Genomic DNA, 19041 nt, shown 5'->3' with positions numbered 1-19041 from the left:
ATCCCATTCCCCGGAGGGACGCCGATTTGATCCTGGACCTTGCCGCCGCCGCTTCGGGCGCCATCCGCTTTGAAGACCTTGGGCTCGATCCCGTGGCGCTGAACCTCGGCTTCTTCGCGCTCAAATGGTACAGCCTCGCCTATCTGGCCGGCATCCTGATCGGCTACTGGTATCTGCTGAAGCTGGTGGCGCAGCCCGGGTCGCCGATGGCGCGCCGCCATGCCGACGACATGATCTTCTACGCGACGCTCGGCATCATCCTGGGCGGCCGGCTCGCTTATGTGATCTTCTACAAGCCCGATATCCTCCTCCACCCGCTCGACATCTTCAAGCTGTGGGAAGGGGGCATGTCCTTCCATGGCGGGGCGATCGGCGTGTCGCTCGGCATCCTCTACATGGCGTGGAAGGAAAAGCTCAATTGGCTGCGCATTCACGACTATGTCGCCTGCGTCGTGCCCTTCGGCCTCTTCTTCGGCCGGCTCGCAAACTTCGTGAACGGGGAGCTTTGGGGCAAGGAAACCGACGTGCCTTGGGCGATCATCTTCCCCACCGGCGGGCCGTTTCCGCGCCATCCGAGCCAGCTCTATGAAGCAGCGCTCGAGGGCGTCCTGCTTTTCCTCATCCTCGCTTACGCCTTTTGGCGGACCAAGGCGCGCTACGAGCCGGGGAAGCTCGTCGGCCTCTTCCTGCTCGGCTATGGCGTCTTCCGCTTCGGTGTCGAATATGTGCGCGAGGCCGACGCCCAGCTCATGGAATTCGCCGACCGGACCGGCCTCCATATGGGCCAGTGGCTGTGCGTGCCGATGATCGTCGGCGGCCTCTACCTCATCGCCACCGCCAAGCGCCGCCGCCAGCGTGTCGAGTCCGTCGCCGGGGGACAGAGTGTCGCCTGAAGCCGCCCCGCTGGCCGAACGGCTGGCGCGGCAGATCGCCTCGGGCGGGCCGATCTCGGTCGGCCATTATATGGGGGAGGCGAACCAGCATTATTACGCCACCCGCGATCCGCTGGGGGCCGACGGCGATTTCACCACCGCGCCTGAAATCAGCCAGATGTTCGGCGAACTGATCGGCCTCGCGCTCGCCGATGTCTGGCTCCGGTCGGGCCGCCGCCCCGATCCCGCCTATGTCGAACTGGGGCCGGGGCGCGGCACGCTCGCTGCGGACGCGCTCCGCGCCATGGAACGCGCCGCGCTTGCCCCCAAGCTGCACCTCGTCGAAACCAGCCCCACCCTGCGCGACCGGCAGAAGGCGCTGCTGCCCCATGTCATCCATCATGACAGCGTCGACGGCCTGCCCGACAAGGGGCCGCTGCTGGTCGTCGCCAACGAATTTTTCGACGCCCTGCCGGTCCGCCAGTGCATCCGCGTCGGCGACGAATGGCGCGAGCGGGTGGTGATCCGGCGCGAGGCGGAGGGGCGCTTCATGGCCGTACCCGGCTACCGCCGCATCGAATCGGGCCTGCCGCCGATCGCGGGCCAGGGAGAGGACGGCGCGATCCTGGAGGTGCCGATCGTCGGCGCAGGGATCGCCTATGCGCTCGCCCAGCGGATCGCGCGGCAGGGCGGGGCGGCGATCCTGATCGACTATGGCTATGAAGGCCCGGCCTTCGGCGACACGCTCCAGGCGGTGAAGGCGCACAAGTTCGCCGATCCGTTCGCCGATCCGGGTGAGGTGGACCTTACCACCCATGTCGACTTTACGGTGCTCGGCAATATGGCGCGTCAGGCGGGCTTGCGCGTCTATGGCCCGGTGGAGCAGGGCGCCTATCTCCGCCGCCTCGGCATTGACGCCCGCGCGGCGCAACTGGCGCAGACCAGCCCGGCCCGCGCCGTCGAGGTGGAGGCCGCCCGCGCGCGCCTGACCGACGCGGACGCCATGGGCACCCTGTTCAAGGTGATGGCCTGGACTCAGCCCGACTGGGCTGACCCGGCGGGGTTCGACGGGTAAGGCCTTGCCCGCCCCTTGCGGGACGGGCGACCGGCTCAGCCGCGTTTTTCGGGCGGCAGGGTGATCTTCACGCTTTCGCCATTCTGGCCGGGGAAGTTCACGAACATCGCGTCGATCAGGTTCGGCACCAGATAGGTGAGCTTGTTCGACAGCGACTGGGCCTGCGCCTTGCCCTCGAACAGACGGCGATTGTCGGCGGCGCGATCGATCTTGAGGCTGAGGTCGCTGGTATAGACGGTGTAGCTCGACACGTCGTTGTAGCCCGGCCCGCCGAACAGCCAGGGGTCGTAGAAGCCATAGCCCCACGGCCGGCCCCAATAGCCGCCATAGCCGAAGCGGCCGCCCCAGCCCGGACCCCAGCCGGGGCCGAAGCCGCCACCGGCAAAGCCGGTCGAGCGCACCTTTTCGCGGCCATTGTCGACATCATAGGCGACGCGAACGATCAGGTCGGCGCGCGCCGGATCGCTCGCCGCGACATAGCCCGTCTGACTGAGGCGCTGACCGACCAGCTCGGCATAATGGGCGAACTCCAGACCGCCCGCCAGACGCGGATCGTCGGCAACGATAGTGAAGCTCTGTCCCGCCGGGGCGGGGAGCTGCTGGAACCGGGCGACGTCGGCCTTGAACCCGGTGGCGCAGCCCGACAGCGCCATCAGCGCCAGAGCGGGCGCTGCGACCAGACCGATTTTCTTGAAGCGGCTCATTTTTTCACGTCCTGTATCAGGCCAGATGCCTGCTGATCTTCTGCGCCGTGCCCTAGCAAAACGCAACTGAACATCGATTGAACGCGCGAACCGACCGAACGGGCGCAAACCATGTTCCGTCAGACGAGAGACGGCGCGGAACGGGCAAAGCCGTAGGTCTTTTATCGCATCAGTCCCATCGCGTCATAGGCTGCGCGCAGGGTCGGTTCCGCCGCCGCCGCCGCCTTGGCCGCGCCTTTGTCGAGGATCGCGTCGAGCGCGGCGTCGTCGGTCCGCAGCTCCAGGAAGCGTTCGCGGATCGGGCGCAGCGTCTCGACCAGCAGCTCGCCCAGCGCCGGCTTGAACGCGCCGAAACCCTTGCCCGCGAAATCGGCGCAGACGGCGTCGGCGGTCGCGCCGGACAAGGTGGCGAAGATGCCGACGAGATTGCCCGCCTCCGGCCGTCCCGCCAGACCTTCGGCCGTTTCCGGCAGCGGCTCGGGATCGGTCTTGGCCTTTCGCACCTTCGCCATGATCGCGTCGTCATCGTCGGTCAGGTTGATGCGGCTCATGTCCGACGGATCGGATTTGGACATTTTCGCCGTGCCGTCGCGCAAGGACATGATCCGCGCCGATTCCTTGGGGATGATCGGGTCGGGCAGGGTGAAGAGATCGACGCCGAAATCGGTGTTGAACTTTGCCGCAATGTCGCGCGCCAGCTCCAGATGCTGCTTCTGGTCCTCGCCCACCGGGACATGGGTCGCTTGATAGGCGAGGATGTCGGCTGCTTGCAGCACCGGATAGACGAACAGCCCGACCGATGCGCCCTCGCGGTCCTTGCCCGCCTTGTCCTTGAACTGGGTCATGCGGTTGAGCCAGCCGATCCGCGCGGTGCCGTTCAGCAGCCAGCACAGCTCGGCATGGGCGGGCACCCGCGCCTGGTTGAAGAGGACGGAGCGGTCCGGGTCGATCCCCGCCGCCACCAGCGCGGCGGCCATATCGCGCACGTTGCGGATGCGCGCCTCCCGCCCTTCATGCACGGTGATCGAGTGCATGTCGGCGAGGAAGAAGAAGCATTGCGCATCGCCGGTCATCTCGTCCTGCATCCGCACCCAGTTGCGGATCGCGCCCAGATAATTGCCCAGATGCAGATTGCCGGTCGGCTGGATGCCGGAAAGGACGCGCATGATGTGATCCGTTGCTTTATTCAGGTTGTGGACTTGGCGCGCAGCAGCGCCCTTATGTCGGACAGGCGGTAGGCGCCCACCGCGACGCTCGCAGCCCCGTATAGCGCAACGCCCGCGCCGACAAGCAGCGAGAGAGCGACATAGCGCTGGAGCATCGCGCCGGTCAGCCAGGGATCGAGCAGATGCTCGCCCGCCAGCAGCGCCGCGCCCATCAGGATCGCGGCGAGCGCCAGCCGGGGCAGGCGGCGGCGCAGCCCGGCGTCGGCAGCGAAATGGCCGCGCTTGACCAGCGTGTGATAGAGCATCGCGACGTTTACGGTCGAGGACAGCGCCGTCGCCAGCGGCGGGCCGATATGCCCCAGGGTCGGGATCATCGCCATATTGCCCGCGATGTTGATGAGGATCGAGAGCATGGCGTAGCGCACCGGCGTTCGGGTGTCGCCGCGCGCATAATAGCCGGGCGTCAGCACCTTGACGAGCACATAGGAGGGCAGCCCGATCGAGAAGGCCGACAGCGCCCAGCCGCACCGCATCGCATCCTCGGCGGTGAATCGGCCATATTGGAACAGCCCGCGCACGATCGGCTCGGCCACGGTCAGAAAGGCGACGGTGGCGGGCAGCGTCAGGAACAGGGCGAGTTCGATGCCGCGATTCTGCGTCTCCATCGCCTCCGCCTCCTGACCCTTCGACAGCATGCGCGAGATGGTGGGGAGGAGGATGGTGCCAAGGCCGATGCCGATGAGGCCCAGCGGCAACTGGTTCAGCCGGTCGGCATAATAGATATAGGTGATCGATCCCGAAGCCAGCAGCCAGCCCGACAGGGCCGTCGAAATCAGCAGGTTGATCTGCGATGCGCCAGCGCCAGCGGCGGCGGGGACGATGAGGCGCAGCAGTTCCTTGACGTCCGCGTCGAATTTCGGCCGCCGCAGCTTCAGCGACACGCCGGCGCGGCGGCAGGCGAGCATCAGCCACAACAGTTGCAGCGCGCCGCCCACCGTCACCGAAATCGCCTGCACGCGGGCCGTCTCATATTCGTTCGGGCCATGGAAAAACCACAACCCCGCGATCATGCTGAGGTTGAGCAGGATGGGGGCTGCGGCATTCACCCAGAATTTGTCGAGCGAATTCAGGATGCCGCCCAGTAGCGAAGCGAGCGAGATGAGCGCCAGATAGGGCAGGGTGATGCGCGAGAGCATGACCGCGAAGGCGAACTGTTCGGGCGTCGGGTTCTGCCGCGAAAAGCCGCCGGAGAGCGCCCAAGTGACGGGCCAGGCGGCCGCGATCAGAATAGCGGTGAAGAGGATCAGCACCGGCAGCAGCACGGCGAGCGCCCGCTGGGCGAAATCATAGCCGGCAGGGAGACCGCCGTCGCCCGCCGCCTTCCGGTTGAACAGCGGGATAAAAGCGGCGGAGAAGGCCCCTTCCGCAAACAGCGCGCGGAACATGTTGGGCAGGCGGAAGGCGACGCCGTTGAACGCGTCCGACGCGAAACCCGCGCCGACATAGCGCGCGGCGAGCGAATCGCGCACCAGCGCGAGGATGCGGCTGGCAAGCGTCAGCCCGCCGACCGAGCCAAGAGCGCGCGCGAGTTTCACTTTTTTCTCCGTTCGGGCTGAGCGAAGTCGAAGCCCGGCATTGAGCGAAGCGAAATGGCTTCGCTTCGCTCTGCCGAGCCCTTCGACAGGCTCAGGGCGAACGGAGATTTGGTCATCGGCCGATCAGGCGTGGCCGGCCGGCTCGCCTGCGGTCGCTTCCATCTGCTGCGCCTGCTGGAGGTACAGCCCGCCGAAATCGATCGGGTCGAGCAGCAGCGGCGGGAAGCCGCCGTCGCGGATCGCGTCGGCCAGCACGCGGCGAGCGAAGGGGAAGAGCAGGCGGGGCGCTTCGGCGAGCAGGAAGGGCTGGGCCTGGTCCTCGGGCACGTTGCGCATCCCGAACAGGCCGGCATAGAGCAGCTCGACCGCAAAGGCAGTGCCCTGCGGCGCGATCGCCTTGACCTCGACCTTCAGCGACACCTCGACCACTTCCTCGCCGACCTTGTCCGCGCCGATGTTGAACTGCACGTCGATCTGCGGCTGGTCCTGCCACTGATAGACGGCGGGTGCGTTCGGATTCTCGAACGAGAGATCCTTCACATATTGGCTGATGAGCGCGATCTGCGGCGCGGTGTCGATGCCGTTGCCGATGCTGCTGGTGATGTGGTCCGTTTCGTCGGCCATAACTGGTCCTGGCTTTCCCTGTTGGAATGGCGGCGCGGCGGCCCCCGATGACAATGACCCGCGCGCTTAGCAGGGGCTTGGGACAGGAGCAATGGCGCGCGGCCAAGCGCTATTTGAAGTCTCGTGCAAACATGCCTATGTTGCGCGTTGGAACCTGATTTCGAGCAAAGGGTATTAGCCCCCGTGTATGTGATCGTCATCCTCGCCATGATCGCCGGTTTTCTGGCGCTGCGGCTCTATTCCGTGCTGGGCAAGCGGACCGGGCATGAGCAGGAGCCCGCGTTGCGCCCGGCCGAGGAGCGCGCGAAGGTAACCGTGCTGCAACCCAGCCCGGTGCCGCAGGGCGCGGGCGATTCGGTGCGGCTGGCCGAAGGGCTGATCGCGCCGGGCGCGGAACATGGCGTCCGCGCGCTGATCGCCGTCGATCGTAGCTTCGACGTGCCGCAATTCGTCGATGGGGCGAAAAGCGCCTACAAGATGGTACTGGAGGCCTTCTGGCGCGGTGATCGCGATGAACTCGCCTGGTTGTGCGATGCCGACGTGCTCGCCTCGTTCGATGCCGCCATCGCCGCGCGCGAGGCGGAGGGGCATGTGCTCGACAACCGGCTGGTCCGCATCGAAAAGGCGCAGATCATCGAGGCGTCGGTCAAGGACCGGATCGCCGAAGTCGCGCTGCGGTTCGAGGCGGACATTGCCGCCGTCACCCGCGACAAAGACGGCAATGTCGTCGCCGGCTCCATGACCGACGCGGTCGGCACCCGCGACGTGTGGACCTTCACCCGCGACATTCGCAGCGCGGACCCCAACTGGAAGCTCAGCGAAACCGACGAAGGCTGATCGCATGATCGGCATGAAGTCGGCGGGCGCGCTGCTTGCGGCGCTGGCCCTGTCCGCCTGCGCGGGCGGTATGATCCCGCCATCGGCCGGCGGTCCGGCACCGACACGCCCGGCGCCGCCGGCGACCAGCGGGCAGGCGACCCGCCCCATTCCCGCCACGCCGCGTCCCACGCTGCCGGTCGATCTCCCCGCCGATCCCGCGCTCGACAAGAGCAGCGCCGCTGGCCTTGGCATCACGCGCGGCCCGGACATCGCCGCGCTTATCCCCTCGGGCGAACGCTCGCGCCGCGCGCTCGCTGCGTTCCGCCTGTCCTGTCCGACATTGATGCGCCGCGCCGACCAGAGCGGCCTGACGCGCGGGTCCGACTGGAACAATGCCTGCGCCGCCGTGTCGAGCTGGCCCGACGCATCGGCCAGCGAATTTTTCGCCCGCTATTTCGAGGCGGTGCAGGTCGGCGACGGTGCGGCCTTCGTCACCGGCTATTATGAGCCGGAGATTGCCGGATCGCGCACCCGCCAGCCCGGCTACGAGGTGCCGATCTACCGCCGCCCGACCGACCTGATCGACGTCGATCTCGGCCAGTTCAGCGAGAGCCTGAAAGGCCGCACGATCCGGGGCAAGGTGAACGGCACGAAGTTCGTCCCCTATGACGAGCGCGGCCAGATCGTCGCCGGATCGCTCGCCGGGCGCGGACTGGAACTCGCCTGGGCCGCCGATCCGGTCGAATTCTTCTTCCTTCAGGTGCAGGGATCGGGCCGGCTGCTGCTGGCCGACGGCGGCGTCATGCGGATCGGCTATGACGGGCAGAATGGCCGCGACTATACCGGCATCGGCAAGCTGATGAAGGACCGCGGGCTGATCCAGGCCGGATCGATGCAGGACATCATGGCCTACCTCCGCGCCAATCCCGCCGAGGGCGCGGCGATCATGAACGAGAATAAGAGCTTCGTCTTTTTCCGCGAACTGACCGGCGCGGGGCCGATCGGCGCGCTGGGCGTGGCGGTGACGCCCGAAGCGACGGTCGCGGCCGATCCCAAATTCGTGCCGCTGGGCGCGCCGGTCCTGCTCAGCCTCGACCGGGCCGAGCCCAACGGCATCTGGATCGCGCAGGACACCGGCGGGGCGATCAAGGGCGCGAACCGCTTCGACAGTTTCTGGGGCGCGGGCGCGCGGGCGCGGGGGATTGCAGGGGGCATGTCGGCGCGGGGCAGCGCGCTTGTGCTGTTGCCGATCGGCTCGCTCGCGCGCCTGACCCAGCCCTGATCCATGGTCCGGCGGCGGCTGTCGGCGGAGGAGGAGGCGCTGTGGAGCGCGCTTACCCGTAGCGTCCGGCCGCTGCGGCCCGGCGCAAGGGCGTCGAAGATCGCCGGGGCGGCCCCGCCGGCACAGACGCCGCCGATCGCCGATCCGCCGCAAAGGTTAACCATTGCGCCACAACCGATCCTTGCTGCGCCGCCCGCGCGATCGCCCGCGCCGATGCTCGACAGCAGTTGGGAACGGCGCATCCGGGGCGGAACGATCAGCCCGGACATGAGCATCGATCTGCACGGCGATACGCTGGCGGCGGCGCATGCCCGGCTCGACCAGGCGATCGCCGCCGCTCTGGCGCGCGACGCGCGGGTTCTGCTGGTCGTGACCGGCAAGCCACCGAAAAGCGGGATGGTTTCGGGATCGTCACGACGCGGCGCGATTCGGGCCGAGATCGGCCACTGGCTGGAAACCAGCCGCCACGCCGACCGGATCGCCAGCGTCCGCGTCGCACATCCGCGCCATGGCGGCGACGGCGCGCTTTACCTCATTCTGCGCCGCAAAAAATGAAGCAATTCAGCGACTCTCGCTGATCCTTTCTTAACCAGTCTCCTTCATACCGGCCGGATTGAGCGCTCCAAGGCGGGGCAGGGGCATCGGGGCAAGGAGGCACATGCAGGGCGTGACGTTGAAAAGCCGCGCCGCTGCCTTCGCTTGCGCCGCGGGGGCGCTGGTGTTCACCCTGTCGCTCGTGCTCGCCTACACCGCCGGCGAGCAGGATGACGCGGTCGCGATCGGCCGCTCGCTCATCATCGCGATCCTGTGCGGCACGATGAGCTGGGCGTCGGCCGCCCGATCGATGGCGACCACGGCGAGCGCGATCGACGCCGCGACCGAGCGGCTGCTGGCCGCGGCGCATGGCGATCTCCAGTCTGCGGTCCCGCCGGAAATCGGACAGGAACTGCCCGACCTGTCGGTGGCGATGGAAAGCCTGTTCAGCCAGGTCCGTACCAATCTGGATCATGTGCAGGCGCTGGCGCTGTTCGACCAGATCACCGGCCTTGCCAACCGCACCAGCTTCTGCCGGCAGGTCGAGCGGCTGCTGGCCGAGCATGACGATAGCGGCCAGCCGACACTTTTCTTCATCGACCTCGACGGGTTCAAGGGTGTCAACGACACGCTGGGCCATGCGGCGGGCGACCAATTGCTCGCCCGCGTGGCGGGGCGGCTGCGCGAAGTAGTGATGGCACAGGTCAGCACCGGCGGCGGCGACGCCGTCATCGGCCGGCTGGCGGGCGACGAGTTCACCCTGTTCTTCCCGCATCTGACCGGGCCGGCGGCGGCGCAGCGGATCGCGCGGGCGATCCAGTTCGCACTCGGCGAGCGTTTCGACCTCGGCAGCCAGCATGTCGAACTGGGCGCGTCGATCGGCATCGCCTGCTATCCCGATCATGGCGACACGCTTGCCGGGCTGCTGCGCGCGGCCGACATCGCCATGTATCATGCCAAGCATGAGGGGCGCGGGCGCGCGGAAATCTACACCGACGCGCTGGCGCTGGAGGCGCAGGATCGCGCCGAGCTGGAGCGCGACCTCTTGACCGGCCTGCAACGCGACGAGTTCCTGCTGGAGTTCCAGCCGCAGATCGATGTGGGGCAGGGCCGCGTCGTGGCCGCCGAGGCGCTGGTCCGCTGGGCGCACCCCGAACGCGACTTGGTCATGCCCGGCGCGTTCGTGCCGATGGCGGAGGAAAGCGGCGCGATCGTCGCGCTCGGCGACTGGGTGATGAGCCGGGTGTGCGAGACGGCGGCGCGCTGGGCAAAGGCAGGGCTCAGCCAGCGCATCGCGATCAACATATCGACCCGGGAACTGAGCCAGCCCGATTTCTTCCTGCGCCTGCGCCACGCCATCGCCACCCATGGCGCGCCGGCGACGATGCTGGAACTGGAGATCACCGAATCGCTGGCGATGGACATGGACCCGCGTGTGCTCGACCAGCTCGCGGCGCTCCGCAGGGACGGGGTGCGCGTCGCGATCGACGATTTCGGCACCGGCTATTCCAACCTGTCGCGGTTGAAGGAACTGCCCGTCGACCGGGTTAAGATCGACCGCAGCCTGGTGCGCGACATCGCCACATCGGCCGAAGCGCGGACCATCTGCTCCGCCGTCGTCGGCCTGATCCAGGGGCTGGGTATGGAAGTGGTGGTCGAGGGGATCGAAACCCAGGCGCAGATGGACGTGCTGCGCGTGATCGGCTGCACTCTGTTCCAGGGCTATCACCTGGCGCGGCCGGCGGGGGAGCGAAACTATCTGGCGCAATTTGGCGGTCAGGCGCCGATGCCGCTGAGGGATGCGGGGTAGTTTGACATGTGCATCATATCCCTCTCCCTCTAGGGAGAGGGCTGCGCAGACTTGGCAGCTTGCTGCCTTAGTCGAAGCTGGGTGAGGGTGAAGCGACCTCGCTGAGATAGGCAAATGTCCCGCCAATCCCCCTCATCCAACTCCGCCTAGCCGCTACGCGGCAAGGCTTCGTATCCTTCTCCCTCCGAGGGAGAAGGAGGGTTATGCACCGCCTGCCTCACCCCAGCGCCCGTTCCACCGCCAGGGCATAGATGCGCGTCAAGTCGCGCAGATCCTGCACCGCCACCGCTTCGTCCAGCTTGTGCATGGTCGCGTTGCAGAGGCCGAATTCCACCACCGGGCAGAGCCGCGAGAGGAAGCGCGCGTCGGAGGTGCCGCCGCTGGTGGAAAGTTCCGCCGCAACGCCGGTCACGTCGCGGATCGCGCCCGCCAGCAGGTCGGACAGTGCGCCCGGTGCGGTCAGGAACGCTTCGCCGCTGATCTTCGCCTCCACCGTGCCGCCCTCGACCGCGGCGAGCGCCTTGATCCGCTCGATCAGCGATGTGCCGCTGTGCCGGTCGTTGAAGCGGATGGAAATGCGCGCGGTCGCCTTCGCCGGGATGACGTTATGGGCGGGGTTGCCGACCTCCAGGTCGGTGATCTCGATATTGCTGGGCTGGAACCAGTCGGTGCCCTCGTCCAGCATCTCCGCCTCGACCGCGTTCAGGATGCGCAGCAGCCGTGGGATCGGATTGTCGGCCAGGTGGGGATAGGCGACATGGCCTTGGCTCCCCGCAACGCTGATCCACATATTGACCGATCCGCGCCGGCCGATCTTCATAACGTCGCCCAGCCTCGCCGAGGAGGTCGGCTCGCCGACGATGCAGAGGTCGGGCCGAAGCTCTCGCGCCGCCATCCTGTCCATCAGCGCCAGCGTGCCATAGGTCGCCGGCCCTTCCTCGTCGCCGGTGATGATGAGGCTGATCGTGCCGGGCAGATCGTCAGGCAGCAGGCCAAGCGCCGCGACGAACGCCGCGATCGATCCCTTCATGTCCACCGCGCCCCGCCCGTAGAGCAGATCGCCGCGCAGTTCCGGCGCGAAGGGATCGCTGGCCCAGCCCGCGCCGGGCGGCACCACGTCCAGATGCCCGGCAAAGGCGAGATGCGGCCCGGCGCCGGTCGTGCGCCAGGCGAGCAGATTCTCCACCGGCCCATCGGGCGCTTCCCCCACGACGAACCGATCGACGGCGAAGCCGAGCGGGACCAGCATCGCCTCCAGCGCGTCGAACACCGCGCCGGTGGCCGGCGTGACGGACGGACAGGCGATCAGGCGCTGCGCAAGGGCCACGGCATCGTCATTGGTGCTGGTCATGTGCATCCCGCCGCGTTAGCGAACACAGCGAGGGTTGACCAGCGGCAGGAGACACGCACCGTGCCACGGATCGAACTGGAATTGATCGCGCAGACCGACAGCACCACCTACCCGGCCGAACATGCCGCGATGGTGGCGGGTCGATGGGTGCGGCGGCTGGGGCCGGCGAGCGGCCTTGCCGACTTCGGCGTCAGCCATGTCGTGCTGAAGCCCGGCGCGGGATCGTCGCACCGGCACTGGCACGAGGATGAGGACGAGTTCGTCATCCTGCTCTCGGGCGAGGCGGTGCTGGTCGAGGATGAGGGGCGCACGCTATTGATCGCGGGCGACATGGCGGCTTTCCCGAAGGGCGAGCCAAATGGCCATCATCTGGTCAATGAAGGGCAGGAGGAATGCGTGTTCCTGGCCTTCGGGCGGCCGCCGGCGGGCGATTGCCATTATTCGGATATCGACATGCTCTATTCGGCTGGGAAGTACCGGCGTCGGGATGGGAGCGCCTATTGATGCGGGTGAGCCGGCGGTCCTGGATGGCGGGCGCGGGTGCGTTGCTGGCGGCTACGCAGGTGGAGGCAGCAGGCACGGGGCCAGTCAAGCCGCCCCGGCTGCGTCCCGGCGACACGGTCGGGCTGATCGAGCCGGCGGGCTTCACCGACGACAGCTTCGACCTCGATGTGGTCAAGGAGACGATCGTCGCGATGGGCCTCAAGCCCAAGGCCGCGCCGCACCTGGGGGGACGCTATGGCTATCTGGCCGGCACCGACAAGGACCGGGCGGCGGACGTCAACGCGATGTTCGCCGACCCGCAAGTGCGCGCGATCTTCGCGGTGCGCGGCGGATGGGGCTGCGCGCGCATCCTGCCTTTGCTCGATTTCGCGATGATCCGCCGCAATCCCAAGCTGCTGGTCGGCTTTTCGGACATCACCGCGCTGCATCTGGCGATCGCGGCCAAGGCGGGCTTCGTGACCATCCACGGCCCGGTCGCGGCGAGCGGCTGGAACCGGTTCAGCTGGGACGCCTTCCGCGCGGTGGCGTTCGACGGCGCGACGCCGACGCTCTCGCCGCCCTTGGGGCAGGAGGACCGGCTGGCGCAGCGCGCGGGCCGCATCCGCACCTTCCGCCCCGGCTTGGCGCGCGGGCGGCTGATCGGCGGAAACTTGAGTGTCCTCGCGGCGCTGATCGGCACCCCCTATGTGCCCGACTTCACCGGCGCGATCCTGTTCCTGGAGGACATCAGCGAACAGCCCTACAGCATCGACCGGATGCTGACGCAGCTGGCGTTGGCCGGGGTGCTGGGGAAAGTCGCGGGCGTGGCGTTCGGCCAGTGCACCGACTGCGGCCCATCGGGCGCGAGCTATGGCGGCTTTACCTTGTCGGTAGTGCTGCAACAGCATCTGGAGCCGCTCGGCGTGCCGGCGTTCCAGGGCGGCCAGTTCGGCCATGTTGCCAACCAATATAGCCTGCCGATGGGCGTGATGGCGGAAATGGATGCAGGCGCGGGGACGATCCGGTTGTTGGAGGCGGCGGTTGGTTAAGCCGCCTCCACCTTCCGTCATCCCGGCGTAGGCTGGGATCTCTCTTTTCTTTCGAGCGCGCCGCCAGAAGGAGAGAGATGCCAGCCTTCGCAGGCATGACGGGGAGGGGATGGCGGACGGTCTGCTAAATGCTCTGTAGAGCGTATTAGCAGACTTCCTCTAGTTGAACGTACCGTTCGAGATAATCCAGGATGTGCCCCTGCGCATCAGGTCGCCATTGTAGGCGGATCTGCCACTCAGATTTGCCGTCCAACGAAACGAAAAGTGACTGCCCATCGTCATAGGGTAGGAAGCTAGCACCAAGAAAGGTCCATGCCTCGCCCTCTCTGTGAACGTATCCGTCAAAATCAACAAACTCTGAAACAACCATATATCGATGATTTGCGGCCAAGTGCTGGAGTGCTGGCTTACACCCTGCGCCTGTCCAATGTCCCGAAGGATGCGGTCCAATCATGAGGCTGGCTTATGCTGTCATGCCTATGTCCGCAATCGGGATCAGAACTGGATAGTCTAAACTGCCAAAAATGGTCGTTCGTGGCTGTTCCCCTCCCGCTCGCGGGAGGGGCAGCGAGACTTGCGCGCGTAGCGTGTTAGTCGCAGCGGGGTGGGCTGTCGCAACGCCTGGCCCACCCCCTAGCCCCCTCCCGTAAACGGGAGGGGGAACTACAGCCTACCGCCTCACCCCATCCACCCCATCCATCCCATCCACCCCCGTCATCCCCGCCGCCACCTTCTCCGCCGCCGCCATCACCCGCAGCACATTCTCGCCCGCCAGCTTGGCAAGGTCGCGGTCGGTCCAGCCGCGGCGCATCAGTTCGGCGAGGAGGGCGGGGTAAGTCTCCACCCCGCCCAGCCCCTGCGGCAATGAGCCCACGCCGTCATAGTCGCTGCCGATCCCCACATGATCCACCCCCGCGACCTTGGCGATATGGTCGATATGGTCGGCCGCCTGCGATAAAGTAACGACCGGCTCGGGATTGGCCTTCTCCCACGCCGCGAGCGCCGCCTTCGCCGCCGCCGGGTCGCCGATGTAGAGCCCGCCGAAGGGCGGGGCATTGTAGCGCGCGACCTCCGCGCTGCGGTTGGCGCTCCAGACGCGGCGCGCTTCGGAGACATATTGCGGCGCATAGTTGACCATCACCACGCCGCCATTTTTCGCCACCTCGCGCAGCATCGCGTCGGACACGTTGCGCGGCGTGTTGCAGAGCGCGCGGGCGCTGGAGTGGGAAAAGATGACGGGCGCCTTGCTGACCCGCAGCGCGTCGAGCATCGTCGCCTCGCTGACATGGCTCAGGTCCACGAGCATCCCCAGGCGATTGAGTTCGGCCACCACACTCTCGCCGAAGGGGGTGAGGCCGTCATGCTGCGGATTGTCGGTGGCGCTGTCGGCCCAGGCGATGGTGCGGCTGTGGGTCAGCGTCAGATAGGATGCGCCAAGGTCGCGATAGGCGCGCAGCACGGCGAGGCTGCCGTCGATCTGCCCGCCGCCCTCGACCCCGATCATCGACGCGATCCTGCCCGCCTTATGCGCCGCGCGCAGTTGGGCGGCCGTGGTGACGAAGGCGAAATCCTTTGGGTAACGGCGCGCGAAGCTGTGGGCGAGGTCGATCTGCTCCACCGTATCCTGCACCTGTTGCACTTCGGGCAAGTCGGCCGATACCCAGACCGACCAGAATTGCCCGCCCACCCCGCCTGCGCGCAGCCGCGCGATGTCGGTATGATAGACGGCCGGGTCGAGCCGGGTCAGGTCCATCGTCCAGCGCGCGTCCTTCGCCTTGTCGGTCAGCGCTTCGGGCCAGTCATTATGCCCGTCGATCAGCGGCGTGGCCTTGAGCAGGCGCGCGATCCGCGCGGCATAGAGATCGTCAGCGGCATGGGCGGCGGGCGCGGCGAGGCAGAGGGCGAGCAGGATCAGGCGTGTCTTCATGGCGGCAAGCGTAGGAGCGGGACGGCGGCTGTCAATCGGCCGCGTCATTCGGGCTGTTCGCGCGCCCAGCCTCTGCTAAAGTCATGGTCCGTGACCAGCATCGAACCGCTCATCCTGCTGCAAGCTTATTCGATCGGCGTCTTTCCCATGGCCCACCATCGGGACGCGCCGGACGTCTATTGGGTCGAGCCCAAGCGCAGGGCGGTCGTGCCGCTGGACGGGTTTCACCTGTCCCATTCGCTGCTGAAGGTCATAAGGCGGGATCGTTTCCGCGTCACCGCCAACCGCGACTTCGCCGGGATCGTCGCGCTTTGCGCCCAAAGCGCGACCGACCGGCCATCGACCTGGATCAACCATGCGATCGAGCGCGCCTATCGCCAGCTGCACGCGATGGGATACGCCCATTCGATCGAGGTGTGGGACGGCAAGGAACTGGTCGGCGGGCTGTATGGGGTGGCGCTGGGCCGCGCCTTCTTCGGCGAATCGATGGTGTCGCGGCGCACCGATGCGTCGAAGGTGGCGCTCGCCTGGCTGGTGGCGCGGCTGCGCTTTGCCGGCTTCACCCTGCTCGACTGCCAGTTCATGACCGATCATCTCCGCACCATGGGCGCGGTGGAGATCAGCCAGCGCGACTATCTTCAGTTGCTGGGTGCGGCGGTCGGCGAGGTGGCGCTGGGCGCGGGCGCATTGCTGGCGGGTTCGGGCGAGGCGGCCTCGCTCGCGTTCGATCCCCTGGCGCGGGAAGAGGCGGCGACCGGCTCGCCCTTGCCGCCGAGCTTGACCGTCGACGGGCCGCTTTCGGGCCATTCCATCGCGCAACTCTTGACCCAGACGTCATAGACCGGGTGCTGCACGACATTACGGTCGGGCCGGTCGCGGAACAGCCAGCCTGAAAAGGCGCGCCGCCATTTATTGTCGGCGCTCGACCGGACATCGAGCTGCACGAACGCGCCGGTTTCCTGCACATTTTCCCAGGGCGCGGTGGTCTCGCAGGCCTGGAGCCGGACGATCGCGTCGCCCACGCGCAGCGCCTCGCCGGGCTTCATGCTGAGATCGCGGGTAAGGCCGTTGCGCTTGTTGAGCAGGCCGACCACGGCGGTGCGCTGCGCCATTGGCGTGCCCGAAAGCGCACCCGAATCCACGCTGCGGATCGGGCTGCTCTCCACCTTCACCGGGCCGGAGCGGTTCGCCGTCGGCATGTCGTCCCCGCCACAGCCACCGAGCGCCGCGACGCAGCAAAGGGCGGGCAGGGCGCGCAGGATCGGCGGGAGGACGCCCGCCGCGGGCCGGGTCATGCCGCGTCGGGGCTCCACGCTTCATAGTCGCCGGTCGCCTTCTGGCGCAGGCCGCCCTTTTCCAGAGCGCCGGACGGGCGATAGGCATTGGGCGTGCCGGTGGCGTTGGGGGTGTAGTCCCTTTCCCAGATGCGCGGCGGGGGCAGCAGGCTTTCGGGCGCGCCTTCGATCGTGTGGTGCAGCCAGCCATGCCATTCGGCGGGCACGCGGCTGGCGTCGTTCGGTCCGTTGTAGATCACCCAGCGGCGCGGGCGGCCGTCAATGCCGGTGCCGCCTTCATAGTAGAAATTGCCCATATGATCCTCGCCCACCTTCTTGCCCTTGCGAGCGGTGAAAAGCGAAGTGCCGATGGTCGCGCCATCCCACCAGGTGAAGATCTTGCCGAGGATGCCCATGGGTCCAGCGCTTAGCCGCTGCGGCGGGCGCGGGCAAGAGGCGGCGGGCGTCAGGGCGGCGGGCGCGGACAGAAATTGAGGTCGGTCTCGACCTTCTCCTGCGGTACGGCGCAACCACCCCAGGCGACGCTGTCGCCTTCCTTGATCCCGAGCGCCGCCGCGCGCCCGCCCGCCAGTTCGAGCACGGCGGCGACGGGGACGCCGGCCGACACCGGGACGCGCGAATAGGGTTCGGTGTTGGATTTGAGGAAAGCGATCGTCCCGTCGGTGTGGATGAACAGCATGTCGAGCGGGATCAGCGTGTCCTTCATCCAGAAGCTGGCGGTGCGGGGCGGGTCCATGGGAAAGAGCATCCCGGTGTCGGGGCCGAGGCTCTTGCGGAACATCAGCCCCTGTTCTTGCTGCTGCGGCGTGCGGGCGACCTCCACGTCGAAGCGGTGCGTAGTCTTCGCCGTGCGGATGACGAGCGGGATGGTGGTTGCTTGCGCCTCGCTGCGCGCTTCCGGCTGAGTCGCGTTGTTGGCGGCCGGCTGACTGGCGCAGGCGGCGAGGGCAAGGGCGAGAAGGGCAGCGAAGCGGGTCATCCCGCCTGCCTAAAGCGATTCGCGCGGCGAGGGGAGGGGATTAACCCTGATCCTCCACCACGGGCACGAAAAAGGGGCGCGGCCTTGCGGCGGCGCCCCTTTGTTCATGTGTCGGCGTCAGGCCCCGAGCGGGGCGGGATCGCCGAACGGCCCCTTGCGCTTGCGGCTCCGGGGGATCGAGCTTCCGGCCGCCGGTATGGTCGAAGGCTTGATCGTGGTACCGTCGTCGCGGGTGATCTCGCCCTTGTCGAGCAGGGTCTTGATCTCCTCGCCGGTCAGCGTCTCATATTCGAGCAGCGCGTTGGCGAGCAGGTGGAGCTGGTCCTCATGGCCCTTCAGCACGTCCTGCGCGCGGGTATAGCCCTTTTCGACCAGGCTGCGGATTTCCTTGTCGATCAGCTTGGCCGTCTCGTCCGACATATGGACGCGCTGGCTCTGTGAATAGCCGAGGAAAGTCTCGCCCTGCTGCTCCTCATATTGGAGCGGGCCGAGTTCGTCGGACATGCCCCATTGCGTGACCATGTCGCGCGCCAGGCGGGTGGCATATTGGATGTCCCCCGATGCACCGCTCGACACCTTGTCATAGCCGAAGATGATCTCCTCGGCGACGCGGCCGCCCATGGCGACGGCCATGTTGGCGTGCATCTTGTCGCGATGATAGCTGTAGCTGTCGCGCTCCGGCAGGCGCATCACCATGCCCAGCGCGCGGCCGCGCGGGATGATCGTCGCCTTGTGGATCGGGTCGGACGCCGGTTCATGGACCGCGACGATCGCGTGCCCCGCCTCATGATAGGCGGTCATCTTCTTTTCATCGTCGGTCATGACCATCGAGCGTCGCTCGCTGCCCATCATGACCTTGTCCTTGGCCGCCTCGAACTCGTCCATGGCGACGAGGCGCTTGCCCCGGCGCGCGGCCATCAGCGCGGCTTCGTTGACCAGATTGGCGAGGTCCGCGCCCGAGAAACCCGGCGTGCCACGCGCGATGGTGCGCGGATTGACGTCGGGGGCCAGCGGCACCTTCTTCATGTGGACGGCCAGGATCTTCTCGCGCCCTTCGATGTCGGGGCGCGGCACCACGACCTGCCGGTCGAAGCGGCCGGGGCGCAGTAGCGCGGGATCGAGCACGTCGGGGCGGTTGGTCGCCGCGACGATGATGATGCCCTCGTTCGCCTCAAACCCGTCCATTTCGACCAGAAGCTGGTTCAGCGTCTGCTCGCGCTCGTCATTGCCATTGCCGAGGCCCGCGCCGCGATGACGGCCGACCGCGTCGATTTCGTCGATGAAGACGATGCAGGGCGCGTTCTTCTTAGCCTGCTCGAACATGTCGCGCACGCGGCTGGCGCCGACGCCGACGAACATCTCGACGAAGTCGGAGCCGGAGATAGTGAAGAAAGGCACGCCCGCTTCGCCCGCGATCGCGCGGGCCAGCAGCGTCTTGCCGGTGCCGGGCGAACCGACCAGCAGCGCGCCCTTGGG

Annotated in this window: 19 protein-coding genes and 1 pseudogene; 9 read left to right on the top strand and 11 right to left on the bottom strand. The window is 67.3% G+C overall.

Features of this window, described 5'->3' with window-relative positions; translation table 11 throughout:
* Positions 1-26 precede the first annotated feature (26 nt).
* Together lgt and V2B31_RS14750 are read left to right on the top strand one after the other, a co-directional pair.
* Positions 27-893, top strand: a complete 867-nt coding sequence (lgt, locus tag V2B31_RS14755) for a prolipoprotein diacylglyceryl transferase (RefSeq protein WP_328279813.1) — start codon at positions 27-29, stop codon at positions 891-893.
* Positions 883-1947: a class I SAM-dependent methyltransferase gene (locus tag V2B31_RS14750; protein WP_422247660.1), complete on the top strand. Its 1065-nt coding sequence runs from the start codon at positions 883-885 to the stop codon at positions 1945-1947. Before lgt ends, V2B31_RS14750 begins: the two co-directional genes overlap by 11 nt.
* 35 nt (positions 1948-1982) lie before the next feature.
* Here the strand turns inward: V2B31_RS14750 and V2B31_RS14745 are convergent, their stop codons facing one another.
* The 4 genes from V2B31_RS14745 to secB form a co-directional block, all read right to left on the bottom strand.
* On the bottom strand, positions 1983-2651 hold the full coding sequence (locus V2B31_RS14745; RefSeq protein ID WP_328279811.1) for a DUF4136 domain-containing protein: 669 nt from the start codon (positions 2649-2651) through the stop codon (positions 1983-1985).
* Between the two features lie 161 nt (positions 2652-2812).
* A complete protein-coding gene (gene trpS / locus V2B31_RS14740; protein WP_328279808.1) occupies positions 2813-3817 on the bottom strand; it encodes a tryptophan--tRNA ligase in 1005 nt (334 codons plus the stop codon).
* Between the two features lie 20 nt (positions 3818-3837).
* Complete coding sequence (gene murJ / locus V2B31_RS14735) at positions 3838-5412, bottom strand: murein biosynthesis integral membrane protein MurJ (protein ID WP_328279805.1); 1575 nt, start codon at positions 5410-5412, stop codon at positions 3838-3840.
* 123 nt (positions 5413-5535) lie between these two features.
* A complete protein-coding gene (gene secB / locus V2B31_RS14730; RefSeq protein ID WP_328279803.1) occupies positions 5536-6036 on the bottom strand; it encodes a protein-export chaperone SecB in 501 nt (166 codons plus the stop codon).
* A gap of 183 nt (positions 6037-6219) precedes the next feature.
* Between secB and V2B31_RS14725 the strand changes: the two genes are divergently transcribed.
* The 4 genes from V2B31_RS14725 (at position 6220) to V2B31_RS14710 (ending at position 10481) form a co-directional block, all read left to right on the top strand.
* Complete coding sequence (locus V2B31_RS14725) at positions 6220-6873, top strand: Tim44/TimA family putative adaptor protein (RefSeq protein ID WP_328279800.1); 654 nt, start codon at positions 6220-6222, stop codon at positions 6871-6873.
* A gap of 4 nt (positions 6874-6877) precedes the next feature.
* The gene (gene mltA, locus V2B31_RS14720; RefSeq protein WP_328279795.1) at positions 6878-8137 is read left to right on the top strand and encodes a murein transglycosylase A; all 1260 of its coding nucleotides are present in this window, start codon (positions 6878-6880) and stop codon (positions 8135-8137) included.
* 3 nt (positions 8138-8140) lie between these two features.
* Positions 8141-8692 carry a Smr/MutS family protein gene (locus tag V2B31_RS14715; RefSeq protein ID WP_328279793.1) on the top strand — a complete coding sequence of 184 codons (552 nt, stop codon included), beginning with the start codon at positions 8141-8143 and terminating at the stop codon, positions 8690-8692.
* 103 nt (positions 8693-8795) lie between these two features.
* Entirely contained in the window at positions 8796-10481 is a 1686-nt protein-coding gene (locus tag V2B31_RS14710) for a putative bifunctional diguanylate cyclase/phosphodiesterase (protein ID WP_328279791.1), read from the top strand.
* Positions 10482-10698: 217 nt separating this feature from the next.
* Here V2B31_RS14710 and dapE read toward each other — a convergent pair whose 3' ends face one another.
* Positions 10699-11838, bottom strand: a complete 1140-nt coding sequence (gene dapE / locus V2B31_RS14705) for a succinyl-diaminopimelate desuccinylase (protein WP_328279789.1) — start codon at positions 11836-11838, stop codon at positions 10699-10701.
* 54 nt (positions 11839-11892) lie between these two features.
* Here dapE and V2B31_RS14700 point away from each other — a divergent pair, with 54 nt between their 5' ends.
* Positions 11893-12336: a cupin domain-containing protein gene (locus V2B31_RS14700; protein ID WP_328279788.1), complete on the top strand. Its 444-nt coding sequence runs from the start codon at positions 11893-11895 to the stop codon at positions 12334-12336.
* Positions 12336-13364: a S66 peptidase family protein gene (locus V2B31_RS14695; protein ID WP_328279785.1), complete on the top strand. Its 1029-nt coding sequence runs from the start codon at positions 12336-12338 to the stop codon at positions 13362-13364. Before V2B31_RS14700 ends, V2B31_RS14695 begins: the two co-directional genes overlap by 1 nt.
* Positions 13365-13509: 145 nt before the next feature.
* On the opposite strand, the gene V2B31_RS20065 is transcribed toward V2B31_RS14695, so the two are convergent.
* Complete coding sequence (locus tag V2B31_RS20065) at positions 13510-13734, bottom strand: DUF3601 domain-containing protein (protein WP_443022113.1); 225 nt, start codon at positions 13732-13734, stop codon at positions 13510-13512.
* Between the two features lie 300 nt (positions 13735-14034).
* Positions 14035-15291 (bottom strand): dipeptidase, encoded by a 1257-nt coding sequence (locus tag V2B31_RS14690; RefSeq protein ID WP_328279782.1) that lies wholly within the window; start codon positions 15289-15291, stop codon positions 14035-14037.
* 90 nt (positions 15292-15381) lie between these two features.
* On the opposite strand from V2B31_RS14690, the gene aat reads away from it, so the two are divergent.
* Positions 15382-16131 (top strand): leucyl/phenylalanyl-tRNA--protein transferase, encoded by a 750-nt coding sequence (aat, locus tag V2B31_RS14685; protein ID WP_328279780.1) that lies wholly within the window; start codon positions 15382-15384, stop codon positions 16129-16131.
* 35 nt (positions 16132-16166) lie between these two features.
* On the opposite strand, the pseudogene V2B31_RS14680 reads toward aat, so the two are convergent.
* From V2B31_RS14680 to ftsH, 4 genes and pseudogenes are all read right to left on the bottom strand, one after another.
* Positions 16167-16337 (bottom strand): annotated as a pseudogene (locus tag V2B31_RS14680) (DUF2155 domain-containing protein); the annotation flags it as partial.
* Positions 16338-16582: 245 nt separating this feature from the next.
* Positions 16583-16981: an NADH:ubiquinone oxidoreductase subunit NDUFA12 gene (locus tag V2B31_RS14675; RefSeq protein ID WP_328279778.1), complete on the bottom strand. Its 399-nt coding sequence runs from the start codon at positions 16979-16981 to the stop codon at positions 16583-16585.
* Between the two features lie 50 nt (positions 16982-17031).
* On the bottom strand, positions 17032-17565 hold the full coding sequence (locus V2B31_RS14670) for a DUF192 domain-containing protein (RefSeq protein WP_328279776.1): 534 nt from the start codon (positions 17563-17565) through the stop codon (positions 17032-17034).
* A gap of 117 nt (positions 17566-17682) precedes the next feature.
* A partial coding sequence (gene ftsH / locus V2B31_RS14665; RefSeq protein WP_328279774.1) for an ATP-dependent zinc metalloprotease FtsH occupies positions 17683-19041 on the bottom strand: 1359 nt, incomplete at its 5' end.

This window comes from Sphingobium sp. (assembly GCF_036170395.1).
In the GTDB taxonomy this organism is placed as follows: Bacteria; Pseudomonadota; Alphaproteobacteria; order Sphingomonadales; family Sphingomonadaceae; genus Sphingobium.
This window is presented reverse-complemented; position numbering and strand designations above follow the sequence as displayed.